The following is a 13,365-nucleotide window of genomic DNA, read 5'->3' on the forward strand; positions in this document are numbered from 1 at the left end:
GCGTCGATCCGACCCGGCCACCTTGATCGGAAACCAGGCCGGTCAACGCATCGAAACCCCATGTGCGGAAGACAGACCTAGACGGTCGAGGCCCCGCGTCCCGCTGCGGGTCCCTGAGCCGCGTTCCCGGGCCGTTTGCGAGACCGCGTGCTCTCAGACCCGGCCGCATCCCGGGCAGGGCCGGTTCTCCGCCGCCTCCGCGAGCGGGCGCAGGGTCCCACATCCCTTGTAAGAGCAGCACACGAAGTCGGCGGGAGCCACCGTGATGACCGGTATGCCGTCCACGATGACCGTCGCGGGTGCCTCCGGGATGGGCGCGGGGTGTCGGCGGCGCCAGCCCAGCCGCCGGCTCGACCCGTTTCTGCGCGGCGAGTCGGGCATGTCCTCGTGGGTCACCACGGCCCGTTTACCATTGGACGTCCACCCTTGTTGTTCCCACGGTGTCGAGTTCAGCACACCGGCGTGGCAGGCGCGGTTGCCGGCCCGGATGGTCCCCTTCGTCCGTGGCGTCGCCTGTCGGTTGTCCTGAGCAGATCCGCGCCGGTCGGCCTCGCTCGCGTCTGCACGCCGGTAGCCGTAGGTTCGAAGGGTGCTAGCCGCCGCCGCCGTGTCCCTCCACCCCGATTCTCCGCTCGACGGCCTGGCCATCGGGGAGCAGCCCGAACCCGCGCCGCTCGACGGGTGGGTCACCGTCACGGTGCGGGCCGCCTCGCTCAACCATCACGACCTGTTCAGCCTGCGTGGAGTGGGCCTGCCGGCGGATCGGCTCCCGATGATCCTCGGCTGTGACGCCGCCGGGGTGACCCCCGACGGGCAGGAGGTCATCGTCCACAGCGTGATCGGTGATCCGACAGCGGGCGGGGGGGACGAGACGCTGGACCCGAAGCGGACCCTGTTGTCCGAGCTGTACCCGGGGACCCTTGCCGAGCGGGTCGCCGTGCCGCGGCGCAACCTGATCCCGAAGCCCGCCGGGTTGTCGTGGGAGGAGGCCGCCTGCCTGCCGACCGCCTGGCTCACTGCCTACCGGATGGTCGTCTCCCGGGCGGGGCTGCCCGCCGGGGGCGGCGGCACCGTGCTCATCCAGGGAGCCGGTGGGGGGGTGGCCACCGCGGCGCTGTTGATCGCCAAGGCCGCCGGGCACACCGTCTTCGTGACCTCGCGGGACGAGACCAAGCGGAAGCGGGCGGCCGCCCTCGGCGCCGACGAGGTTCTCGAACCCGGTGCCCGGCTGCCGCGCCGGGTCGACGCGGTCATCGAGACCGTCGGCGCCGCCACCTGGGGTCACTCGGTGAAGGCATTGCGCCCCGGCGGGCGCATCGTGGTCTCGGGCGCCACCAGTGGTCCGAACCCGCCGGCGGACCTCACCCGGATCTTCTTCCTCCAGCTGTCGGTGATCGGTTCCACCATGGGGAGCCGGGACGAGCTGGTCGACCTCGTCGCGTTCGCGGAACGGACCGGGGTGCGGCCGCTGATCCACGAGGTGCGCCCGCTGGCCGATGCCCGGGCCGCCTTCGAGCAGCTGCTCGGCGGTGAGTTCTTCGGCAAGCTGATACTCCGCCCCCCCGCCTAGCCTCTTTGGTGCGATGCGGGGACTCCTGGCGCGGGGCTGGGCGGGCCAGCCAGGTGGCGAGCCGGACCGGCCGCCGCACGCCGGTGGCGCTGCCGGGCACGGCGGGGCGGGACCCGGTCCTCGGATCGGGCACGCCCCGCCAGCCGCGCGCTCAGTTCTCGAACGCCGCCTCGACCAGGGCCTGCTGCTCGCGCTCGTGCACCTTCGACGACCCCGAGGCCGGGGCCGCGGCGGCGCGCCGGGAGATGCGACGCAGCCGGATGCCGCCGGGCAGGAACTCGGTCAGGTTGAGGGCCATGTGCGGGTAGGCGCCCTGGTTCGCTGGCTCCTCCTGGAGCCAGACGATGTCCGTCACGTTCGGGTAACGCTCCAGGACCTGCGCGAGCTCCGGTCCGGGCGTCGGGTAGAGCTGTTCGACGCGCAGCAGGGCGAACCGCTCGGCGTCATCGTGCTTCCCCCGGGCGGCGGCGAGATCGTAGTAGACCTTGCCGCCCGTGAGCAGTACCCGGCGCACGGCCGACGGGTCCGTGACGGACCCGTCGTCAATCACCGGCTGCCAGCCGCTGCCGGTCAGCTCCGCCACGGTGGACGTCGCGGCCTTCAGCCGCAGCATCGACTTGGGGGTGAAGACCACCAGCGGGCGCCGGACCGGCGAGAGGGCCTGCCGGCGCAGCAGGTGGAAGTAGCTGGCGGGGGACGAGGGTGCGGAGACCGTCATGTTGTTGTCCGCGCACAGCGACAGGAATCGCTCGATGCGGGCGGAGGAGTGGTCGGGACCCTGACCCTCGTAGCCGTGCGGCAGCAGCAGGGTGACTGCCGACCGCTGGCCCCACTTGGCCTCACCGGCGGTGATGAACTCGTCAATGATCGACTGGGCACCGTTGGCGAAGTCGCCGAACTGCGCCTCCCAGAGCACCAGCATGTCCGGCCGGGCGACCGCGTAGCCGTACTCGAAGCCCATCGCCGCGAACTCGCTCAACAGCGAGTCGTAGACGTAGAAGGTGCCGACACCGTCGTTCACGATGGTGCCGTCGAGGCCGTAGCGCAGGGTCCGCAGCGGGGTGTGGTCCGCGGCGCTGTGCCGGTTGACCAGCACAGCGTGCCGCTGGCCGAAGGTGCCCCGCCGGCTGTCCTGACCGGTCAGCCGCACCGAGCGGCCGTCGAGTAGGAGCGTTCCGAAGGCCAAGGTCTCCGCCAGCGCCCAGTCGATCGAGCCGGTCTTCACCATCTGGGCCCGCCGCTCGACCTGGGGACGCAGCCGTGGATGGACGGTGAAGCCCTCCGGCAGGTTGACCTGGGTCTCGATGACCTTCTTCACGGCCTCGTCGGACACGGCGGTGCTCACCGCGGCCGCCGCGGCGGCCTCCTCCGGGGTGGTGATGATGCGTGGCTGCGGCGACGAGCCCGCCGGAGTGGTGTCCCGGGTCTGCGCGAAGGCCTTCTCGAGCTCCGCGCGGTAGCTCTTCATCGCTTGCTCGGCCTCCTCGCGGGTGATGTCCCCGCGGCCGATCAGCGCCTCGGTGTAGAGCTTGCGCACCGAACGCTTGCTGGCGATGGTGTCGTACATCAACGGCTGGGTGAACGAGGGCTCGTCCATCTCGTTGTGCCCGCGCCGCCGGTAGCAGACCAGGTCGATGACGACGTCCTTGTGGAACGCCTGGCGGTACTCGAACGCCAGCGCCGCGACCCGGACACACGCCTCCGGGTCGTCCCCGTTCACGTGGAAGATCGGTGCCTGGACCATCCGGGCGACGTCGGTGGCGTACACCGACGACCGGCCGGAGTCCGGCGAGGTGGTGAATCCGACCTGGTTGTTGATGACCAGGTGCACGGTGCCGCCGGTGCGGTATCCGCGCAGCTGGGACAGGTTGAGGGTCTCGGCGACGACCCCCTGACCGGCGAACGCGGCATCGCCGTGGACGAGTACCGGCAGGACGGTGAAACCCGCCGAGCCCTTGTCCAGGATGTCCTGCTTGGCGCGGACGACGCCCTCGGTGACCGGGTCGACCGCCTCGAGGTGCGACGGGTTCGCGACCACCGAGACCGGTACCGTGCGGCCGTCCTGGCCGGTGTAGACGCCCTCGGCGCCGAGGTGGTACTTGACGTCGCCGGAGCCGTGCGCGGTCTGCGGGTCGAGGTAGCCCTCGAACTCGGCGAAGATCTGCCGGTAGGACTTGCCGACGATGTTGGCGAGCACGTTCAGCCGGCCGCGATGGGCCATGCCGATGACGACCTCGTCCATCCCCGCGCCGGCGGCGCGCGAGAGAACTTCGTCGAGGGCGGGGATCGTCGACTCGGCGCCCTCGAGGGAGAACCGGCGCTGGCCGACGTACTTGGTCTGCAAGAACGATTCGAACGCCTCCGCGGCCCCGAGCCGCTCCAGCACGTGCAGCTGCTCGGCCGGGTCCGGCCGCTCCGCGGCCCGCTCGACCCGGGCCTGGATCCAGGCGCGCTCGTCCGGCTCCTGGATGTGCATGTACTCGATGCCGATCCGACGGCAGTACGAGTCGCGCAGGACCCCCAGGACGTCGCGCAGGGACATCGTCCGGTGCCCGGCGAAGCCGCCGACGGCGAACTCGCGGTCGAGGTCCCACAGGGTCAGCCCGTGGCTGATGATGTCGAGATCGGGATGGCTGCGGATGGCGAACTCGAGCGGGTTCGTGTCCGCCATGAGGTGGCCGCGCACCCGGTAGGCGTGGATCAGTTCCAGCACCCGGGCGTTGTGGTCGAGGTCGCCCTCGTGCACGACCGGCATGTCGGTGACCCAGCGCACGGGCTCGTAGGGCACCCGCAGCGACTGGAAGATCTCGTCGTAGAAGCCGTCCTCGCCGAGGAGCAGCTGGTGCATCCGGCGCAGGTACTCACCCGACTGGGCGCCCTGGATGATGCGGTGGTCGTAGGTGCTGGTCAGTGTGATGATCTTGGAGATCGCGAGCTTCGCCAGGGTGTTCGCCGACGCGCCGGAGAACTCGGCCGGGTACTCCATCGCCCCGACACCGATGATCGTGCCCTGGCCCTCCATCAGGCGGGGCACCGAGTGCACGGTGCCGATGCCGCCGGGGTTGGTCAGGCTGATGGTGACGCCGGTGAAGTCGTCGGTGGTCAGCTTGTTCGCCCGGGCCCGGCGCACGAGGTCCTCGTAGGCCTGCCAGAACTGGGTGAAGTCCAGCGTCTCGGCCTTCTTGACGGCGGCGACGACGAGCTGGCGGCCCTTCGGGGTCACCAGGTCGATGGCGAGGCCCAGGTTGATGTGCTCCGGCTGGACGATGGCCGGCTTGCTGCCCACCTCCGTGTAGGAGGCGTTCATGATGGGATGCGCGGCCAGCGCCTTGACCATCGCGTAGCCGATGATGTGCGTGAAGGACGCCTTGCCGCCGCTGGAGCGGGCCAGGTGCCGGTTGATCACGATGCGGTTGTCCGCGAGCAGCTTGGCCGGCACCGCCCGCACCGAGGTCGCCGTCGGGACGTGCAGCGAGGTCTCCATGTTGCTGACCACGCGGGCGGCGGCGCCGCGCAGCGGCGTGGCCGCCCCCGGAACCTGCCGGTCGGCGGGTGCCGCCTGCTTCGGGGGCCCGGCGGGCTGCGCCGACGCCGGGACCGGCGCGGTCGCGGCGGCCGGAACAGACGCGGCGGGCGGAACCGACGGGACGGCCTCGCTCGGCTTCACCGGAACAGGCGTAGTGTGGGAGATCTCACCATCCGGCGAGACCTCTCCGCTAGGGGCCGCCGTGGCGGCCTGCTCGGCTACGCCCGCGGAGGCGGGCGGCGTGCCGGGGCGGTAATCGGAGAGGAACTCGCGCCACTCCGGCGATACGCTCTGCGGATCTTCGAGAAACTGCTGGTAGATCTCGAAGACCAGCCATTCGTTGGGTCCGAAGTCAGGTCCTGACGCAGGTACCGTTGGTGCTGTCACGGGGTCATTCGCCTCTATCCACGGTCTCGCTTCTCGGCCTCCGAAAGGCCCTCCCGCCACCGTCTGCCCATCCTACCCGCTCTGGGCATCCTGGTTCGACCTGTCCCCCGATCGGTTACGAGTAGATTGCTCGGCGTGTTCTCCGGGATACGCGGACCGGCGCCGGGAACGGCCGGCAGCTACAGCCAATCAGGGCGAGAGCGAGATCGTTCGATCGTTCATCGCACGGTGGGGATACTCCCGGGCGGGCCGTCGGTTATGCTCGGTGACGCCGGCCCGCATCATGGCCCCCGGACCCAATAAATGTCGCTTCGAGCGACCTACGCCCGTGAGGCGACCTGGCGGGCCGGCATCTGCCTCTTGATGTTTCTGCTCCTTGGTGCCCTTTCTCCCTTGGTGTCGTTGTCCCTTGGTTTGCCCGGGGTCAGAGTGCGTCCGTCGCGGACTGTCCGTAGTGGTCCCACCCGCCGCTGCCTACGGGACGCTCCCCGTCCACTGTCACCCCCGCGCCGACCGGTCCCGCGCCGCTCAGGACCGAACCGATCATTACGCACCCGGCCGGCGGGGTCACTCCTGGGGGAAGGCAGGCGACCAGCGCGTGATCCTCGCCGCCGTCGAGTACCCAGCGCAACGGGTCCACATCAAGGGCGGCCCCGGCCGACCGCATCGCCTCGTCGATCAGGAAGGCTTCCGGCGCGAGATTGATGGACACCCCCGATGCCACGGCGATGTGGCCGAGATCCGCCACGAGACCGTCCGAGACGTCGCACATGGCGTGCGCGCCCGCGGCGGCGAGCACCGGCCCGAGCGCGTAGGGTGGCCGGGGCCGGCGATGCGCCGCGATCAGCTTCTTCCATCGCGGGTCGTCGACCCATCGGGAATCGCCGGCTGCCGAACCCGCCGTGAGTAGGGCCAGCCCCGCCTGGGCCCACCCGAGACGACCAGCGAGCACCACGGCGTCACCGGGCCGGGCGCCCGAGCGCAGGACCGGCGGCCGGCCCTGCAGGTCACCGAGCGCGGTCACCCCGAGCATGATCGAATCCGCGGAGCTGACGTCCCCGCCGGACACGGAGGCACCGGCATACGCGCATTCCTCGGCCATTCCGTCGGCCATCGCCAGGGCCCAGTCGACCGCGAGGTCGCCGGGTGCGGCGAATCCGAGGAACAGGCCGGTGGGCCTCGCCCCCATCGACGCCACGTCGGCGAGGTTCTGCGCGGCGGCCTTGTGCCCGACATCCACCGCGGACGACCAGTCCCGGCGGAAGTGGCGTCCTTCGAGCAGCAGGTCGGTGGTGACGACCACCCGACCGTCCGGGGCGGCCAGCACCGCCGCATCGTCCCCGGGGCCGACCAGCACGTCCCGTCCATGGGAGAAACGCGCCGTCACAGCCTCGATCAAGCCGAACTCACCCAGATCGCGCAGCGTTGCGCCCGCCGGGGGTTTCCCGTGACTTCCCACTCGCCATATCCTCCAATACCCTACTGATCTGGATATTTCATCCTCGTCGGAGTTTCCCGACCCCGCCGACCCCCGGACCGACCGACCGACCGACCGGCCGGACCGGCCGGACCCGGGACTCCCGGCCGGAGGCGGCACCGACGGGTGGACGCGGCCCTGACCGCACCGGGTACCCGGAAACAGCGGAATGACCGTGATCGCAACGTCCGCGTCACCTTCCCGACATATGTCACTGGAAATCTGACGCGCGTGCGAAGCCAGACCTGTCCGCGTGTATGTCGTCCGCGGCCTGCCGTGATCCGTGGGGCCGGTCAGCCGCGCGCCCAGGCGATTCGGCCCAGCGGAGGTCCGCTGACCAGGCATCGGTCCAGGTAGGGCCGGGTGGCGCTGCAGTCTGGCCGAGGAAGGATCGAGGGAAGGCGCTACCTGCCCTCCACCCCCGAGACCATCAGATGGGGTGAGCTGCCGAACGCCCTGACCAGGCCGGTTCTCAGTGTCGACTCCGGCGCCACGGTCACCTTCGATACGGTCAGCCAGGAGGGGATCCTCTGCGACCAGGGGCGCGATCCCGACGCCTTCTTCGCCGGTTTCGGGGTCGCGCCGTCGGAGGCGCTGGCCGACGCCCGGGCGATCGCCGCTTCGGGTATCCCGCACCGGTTCGGGGTGGACGGCCCCCACATCGTCACCGGACCGGTGTTCGTCCGGGGCGCGGAACCGGGGGACGTGCTGCGGGTTGAGATAGTCTCGCTGCATCCCCGCGCACGGTATGGGATCGTCTCGACCCGCCATGGCGCGGGCCTGCTCGCCGGGGAGTTCCCCGCGGGGGGCCACCGGACTCGGACGCCGACGCCCGCCATTGGCAACGCTTCCGCACCGTTACCACCTTCTGCGCTGTGGAGCGCCGGCGGGGCCGTCTGTTCGGCGCCCTGACCAGTGTGAACGGCAGCAGGACCCGGTTTCCGTTGGCGCCGTTCCTGGGAATCATGGCGGTCGGCGTGGACACTACGATCGAGATCGTCCCCTCCACCTCGATCGGTCCGCACGGCGGCGCCCTGGACTGCCGGGAACTCGGCGCGGGCGCGCGGCTGTTCCTGCCGGTCCAGGTGAGCGGCGCGTTGTTCGCCGTCGGCGATCCGCATTACGCCCTCGGAGACGGGAAGATCGGTGCCACCGCCCTGGATGGCCCGCTGCGGGCGACGCTGCGGCTGACCGTGCTGCGTGACACGGCGGCCCGGTCGGTTCTCGGCGCGCTGCGGGAACCGTTCATCGAGACCGACACGGCCTGGGTCACCCTGGGGCTCGACGTTGACCTCGCCGAGTCCGTCCGCCGCGCGGCGCGGTCGGCGGTGGTCTTCCTACAGAGCCGGGTCGGGCTCGACCGGACCGAGGCGCTTGCCTACCTGTCCGCCGCAGCCGACTTCGGGGCGTGCCAGCTCGGCACCGGAACCCAGAGCGCGTTCTGCCGCATCCGCCGGGCGGATTTCACCGAACTGCCGACCGTGAAGCCGCGACTGCCGCGACCCGGACTCGTGCGGATCGCCGGCGTGGGCGACTCGGAGACCGAGGACCCGACGGATCCGGGACACGCCGCGGAGAAGACGCCGGAGCAGGCGTCGAGGCATCCCCACGACGATCACGGTCCCGACGTCCTGCCGGCGCCGTTCGAACCGGGCGGGGTGGCCGGGCTGCCGGCCTGACCGACCCGTTCGGCCCGCGGGGAGCGGTCGCCCCCACCGGCGCCCAGGGCCGCGCCCGCGCCTCGCCGGGGGGCAGGGGCCGGATCACGGGCCGGATCACGGGCCGGATCGTGCGGATCGGCGTCCGGCGGTGCGTCGTCGAGGCCATCCAGATCGGACAGGGCGATGGGCCGCCACCGGTGCAGCGCCTCGTCGGCGCTCGCCCGGACGGTGGAGTGTTCGACGCGGGGGAGGCCGATGGCGGCATCGTCCCGCGGTCGTCGCGCCCCGGTGTTCACGGGCGCGATGCCGGCCCTCGCCCGCCGCGGCCACAACGAGGCCAACGCGGCGTCGGTGTCGAACTCGGACTGGCGGACCCGCCAGAACCGCCAGCCCGCCCGGCGCAGCTCGCGCTCCCGGGCGAACTCGTGCGCGATCTCGTCCGGACCGGAGCCGACGTCCCCGTCGCACTCGACGGCGAGCCGGGCCCGACCGCCGGAGACGACCAGGTCGACCCGCCGACCGTTGACCTCCACCTGCGGGGTGACCAGGTAGCCGCGGCCGGCGATCTCCCGGAAGACCCGCTGTTCGAACAGGGATCCGAAGGCCGGATGCGGACGGTTGGCCGGCACCTCGGCGAGCGCCGGGGGCTCCTCGCCGCGGCCGGCGGTCGCCGGGTGCGTCGTGGACAGCACGTAGCTCAGAAGTTGTGCCGCAGATCGCGGGGGTCAAGATCGGTAACCGGTACGGAGTGGAACAGCCAGACCTGGTCGCGGGCCCGGGAGGCCGCGACGTTGAACCGCCGCTGGTACTCCAGTCGGGTCAGCGGGGTGATGCGCGAGTCGGGCGCCACCACCAGGGACAGGAAGACGACGTCGCGCTCGTCGCCCTGGAAGTCGGCGGGGACGCCCACCCGCAGCCGTCGACGCTGGTGCTCGGCGGCGGACATCCGGTCGGCCAGCTGGTCGCGGATCAGCGCCGCCTGCGCGGTGCCCTGCGGGACGACGACGCCGAAGGAGAGCCGGGCGTACCGGGGATCCTCGGCGCAGGAGAGCACCTGCGCGACCAGGGCATCGGCCTCGGCCGGATTGCGTGGACCGAGGCCCGCGTCTGTGGTGAAACCATGGGGAACGAACCGGGCGACCAGCGGCGGCAGCCGGTCGGCGCCGAACTGGCGCAGGGGAAGCAGCGGCGCGTCCCGGTAGAACATGGCCGACGACCACTCGATGATTTCCGGCATGCACCGGAAGTGCTCCCGCAGCCGGATCACCTCGCCGAAGCGGGTCCGCAACAGCGTGAACAGGCTCGACCGGGGGGTGCACCCGACGCGCAGCCACGCCGGCACCTCCGGCAGCAGGGCCTCCAGCCGGTCGAAGACCCGGTCGAGCTCGTCCGTGACCTCCACCGGCGGCGTGCACTGCCGGTCGTCGCCCACGACGATCACCCGTGGGGCGAGCCAGAGCAGGAACAGGCTGTCGAGCCCGGCCTGACTGCCTTCGTCGACGATCACGACGTCGAAGCTGTCGCGCACCGCCGGGATCGTCGACAGCACCTCCCGGATCGGCATGACCCAGGCCGGCACCGCCGTCTGGGCGATCTCCATCGCCTCCCGGGCGGCCTGGCGGAAACGTTCGGCGTGGCGGCCGCCGAAGGTGCCGCTGGCCGCCACCGCGTCGGCATAGGCGCGCAGCGCGGCCGATTGCTCGGCGCCCATCCGTTCGAGGCAGTGTTTCCACGCGCGGGCGCCGGCCAGCTCCGCGGTGGCCGCGGCGACCATGTCCTCCGCCGCGTCCAGCTCGGCGTCCAGATCGACAGGTGGTCCAGCCGGGCCGCCGGGAGCCGCGCCGGCGCCGGCGGCCGTGGCGGTCAGCCAGCTCGCGGCCACCGCCCAGGACCAGGCGGTCGTGAACGCCGCGAGCCTGGTCGGCCAGATCTCCGCTCCATTGGGCCGGGTCGCGCCGGCCGTCGAGACGAGAAGATTGGCGAGGTCGGGATGCGCCGCGCGCAGCCGGCCGAGCAGCTCGTCCCGGCGCAGCGCCACCTCCCGGGCAGCCATGGTGGTGGCGAGCGCGGCCCGGGTCCGCGTGTACGCGGCCACATTGCGGGCCGCCACCGCGCCGGCCAGCTCGGCGACCTCGGACGGCGCGCCCGCCGCGGTGGCAAGCTCGGCGTAGCCCTCCCGCAGTTCCCCCAGTGCCTGCTCGGCGTCGGCGGCGGCTGCCATCGGGCGCAGCGCGGCCATGACGGCCGCGAGATCCCGGACGCGCTCGGCGGAGTCCACCGCCGGTGCCCGGCCGGGCACGATGTCCTCCAGGATCGCCACGACCCGGTCCCGCGCCGTCACGACCGCCTGGATCTCGGTGACGGCCTCCTGCGCCTCAACCAGTCGGGACAGGCGTACCTCGAAGGGATCGGTGGGCCGCGGCGCGATCCCGACCAGGGCCCACCCGCGGGTCGCGGCCTCGACCGCGACCTCCGCCCGGAGCCGGACGAGCACGAGATCGAGCAGCTCCGGGGTGGTCGGCGCGACGCCGTCCACCAGCGTCCGGGTCAGCAGCGCGTCCGCCTCCTTCTGGACTTCGGCCGGAACCTGCGCCGCAGCTCGCCCCCGGCGTCGAGGTGCTCGCGCAGCGCCTCCCCCCGGGCGAGCAGAGGGGCGGGGTCGAAGCCCGGATCCGCCGGGGAGCCGGCGTCGGCGGCCGAGGCGGAGCCGTCCGGGGACGCGGAGGTCGGAAGGGCGACCGCGTGCAGACCGAGTTCGGTCACGTGCCGTGTCGCTTCGGCGATCATCGGCGTGGCCGCGGCCACCTTCGCCCAGAGGACCCGGTCCCGGCCGGCGAGGGCGTCGTCGAGGGCCGCCGGAACCCAGTGCCGTCTGTGCGACCGCTGCCCGCGCCCGTCGAGCTCCTCGAGCGTGCGGGAGAGCCTGGCGACCGCCTGCTGTAGCGGATCGAGGGAGACCACCGCGGGATCGACGGCGGCGAGCGTGTCGAGGAGACCTCGGGTCGCGGGACGGACGGCCGCGCGGGCAAGGCGGACCGCCTCGTCGGCCGCGCGGGCGGCGGCCACCAGGTCCGCGAACCGCTCGGCGGGTAGGAACCGGCTCATCTCGACCACCGGGCTGGCGGACCGGTCCGCGCCGGCGTCCTGACCAGATCGCATCTGACCGGATCGTAGCAGGGCGTGGAGCTCCAGTGCCTCGGCGCCGGTCAACGGCGGGGGAACCGGCGCAGGCCCGACAGGCCCGGACCCCGTCGTCGTGGTGGCTGCGGTGGTCGCGGTGGCCCGGGGCACGGGCCGCGGCAGCCACCGCGACGCGTCGGCCTCGGCCCGGACCCGCGCCGCGATGCTCGCCCGCGTCCCGCCCCAGCCCGGAGCCACCTCGCTGTCCGGATGCACCGTGTGCTCGGCCAACCGCAGGGCGCGGGCCCGGTCCGCCAGGACATCGCGGGCGCGGATCGCCTCCCGCCGACGCGCGGCGGCCCGCGCGATCCGCCGGTCGAGCGCCTCGGGGTGATAGGTGGCCTTCTCCGCGGCCAGGGCGCTCACGCTCGCGGCGAGCTCGGGGGAACCCACGCCGATGCCGCCGAGCTCGTCCGCTCCGTCTTCAGCCCCGGCCGGGGCGGGGTCGAAGACCGGGTCGGGCCGGCCGTCCAGGCCCGCCCCCGCGTTCTCGGCCTGGTCGACCGGAGCGCCGCGTGCCTCCTCGGTGTCGGTGAACGACACGCACAGCCGCTGCAGGTCCGGGGGCAGTTTCTCCCGCAGGACCCGCAGGGCTTGCGACTTCTGGCTGGTGACCAGAACCCGTTGCCCCTCCGCCAGCAGGGCGCAGACCAGGTTGGCGATCGTGTGCGTCTTGCCGGTGCCGGGCGGGCCCTCGACGACGACGCCGTTGTCGTGGCGAAGCCGTTCCAGCACCCGGGCCTGCTCGGGACTGGCCGGGAGCGGGAGCAGCGGGTCCGCACCGAGCTCGGCGCCGCTCGTCGCCCCCTCCGCCTCGAGCCAGGCCAGCCGGTCGGCGGCGCCGAGGGTCTCCACCAGCTGGACGAAGCCGAGCGGCGGAGGTCCGTCACCCCGCAGGACGTCGAGCATCCGCTCGTAGTAGGTCAGCAGGGCGGCTTGGTCACGGGTGCGCAGGACGAGGGCCGGGGCGAAGGTCACCCGCGGGCGTGACGCGCTGTCGGGCGGCGGCGGCGCGGGCGGCGCGAGGTCGGGTTCGAAGCCGTCCGTCGGCACGTCGAGCGCCAGCGCCAGCCAGTCCCGCAGCAGCCGGATGTCGTCCGGGCCCAGTGGCGCCGACGGTCGTCCCCGCAGGCGCTCGTGCAGCGCGTTCGTCCGTTCCCGGCGGAAGCCGGCGATGCCGTCGAGCAGCGGGCCGTCGGCGAGGCGCGTCGTGGCTCCCGCCGGGACCCGCACCCTGATGTCGGAGGTGACCAGGTCGATGTCGCAGGTCAGTCGGGTGGTCAGCAGGTGCTCGCGGACGGTGGGGCCGCCCGGTGGCTGCCAGGTCAGCAGGCCGGTCGCCAGCACGAGTTCCAGCGCGTCACCCTCCTGGGCGACCCGGGCCGCGACCGCGTGCAGCGTGTTGTGCAGATTGCGCCGCTCCGCGTCAACGCGCGCGCGTGTCGCCCAGAGCTGCCATCGCGGCAACCAGGCCTGGTAGGCCGCCGCGGCGGCGGTCTGCTCGGCGGCGGTCTGCGCGGTGGCGGCGCCGTTCCATACCGGCGGCTGGTCGGGATCGGCGCCG

6 protein-coding genes and 1 pseudogene are annotated in these 13,365 nt (G+C 72.6%); 3 read left to right on the top strand and 4 right to left on the bottom strand.

The features are described 5' to 3' along the window. Positions 1–153: 153 nt before the first annotated feature. Positions 154–396, bottom strand: coding sequence for a hypothetical protein (locus tag ACY5KJ_RS10210; protein WP_462203255.1), 243 nt, complete (start codon positions 394–396; stop codon positions 154–156). Positions 397–589: 193 nt separating this feature from the next. On the opposite strand from ACY5KJ_RS10210, the gene ACY5KJ_RS10215 reads away from it, so the two are divergent. Next, positions 590–1,570 carry a zinc-binding dehydrogenase gene (locus ACY5KJ_RS10215; protein WP_462186626.1) on the top strand — a complete coding sequence of 327 codons (981 nt, stop codon included), beginning with the start codon at positions 590–592 and terminating at the stop codon, positions 1,568–1,570. Between the two features lie 151 nt (positions 1,571–1,721). Here the strand turns inward: ACY5KJ_RS10215 and ACY5KJ_RS10220 are convergent, their stop codons facing one another. Both ACY5KJ_RS10220 and ACY5KJ_RS10225 read right to left on the bottom strand, forming a co-directional pair. Then, positions 1,722–5,483 carry a multifunctional oxoglutarate decarboxylase/oxoglutarate dehydrogenase thiamine pyrophosphate-binding subunit/dihydrolipoyllysine-residue succinyltransferase subunit gene (locus tag ACY5KJ_RS10220; protein WP_462186627.1) on the bottom strand — a complete coding sequence of 1,254 codons (3,762 nt, stop codon included), beginning with the start codon at positions 5,481–5,483 and terminating at the stop codon, positions 1,722–1,724. 424 nt (positions 5,484–5,907) lie between these two features. Continuing rightward, on the bottom strand, positions 5,908–6,942 hold the full coding sequence (locus ACY5KJ_RS10225; RefSeq protein WP_462203256.1) for a thiamine-phosphate kinase: 1,035 nt from the start codon (positions 6,940–6,942) through the stop codon (positions 5,908–5,910). Positions 6,943–7,323: 381 nt separating this feature from the next. Between ACY5KJ_RS10225 and ACY5KJ_RS10230 the strand changes: the two genes are divergently transcribed. Beyond that, a complete protein-coding gene (locus tag ACY5KJ_RS10230) occupies positions 7,324–7,872 on the top strand; it encodes an acetamidase/formamidase family protein (RefSeq protein ID WP_462186629.1) in 549 nt (182 codons plus the stop codon). A gap of 65 nt (positions 7,873–7,937) precedes the next feature. Further along, positions 7,938–8,639: an acetamidase/formamidase family protein gene (locus tag ACY5KJ_RS10235; protein WP_462186630.1), complete on the top strand. Its 702-nt coding sequence runs from the start codon at positions 7,938–7,940 to the stop codon at positions 8,637–8,639. Here the strand turns inward: ACY5KJ_RS10235 and ACY5KJ_RS10240 are convergent. Next, positions 8,576–13,365: pseudogene (locus tag ACY5KJ_RS10240) on the bottom strand (AAA domain-containing protein); the annotation flags it as partial. The gene ACY5KJ_RS10235 and the pseudogene ACY5KJ_RS10240 overlap by 64 nt on opposite strands.

The sequence above is a fragment of the Frankia sp. CcWB3 genome, from assembly GCF_977927595.1.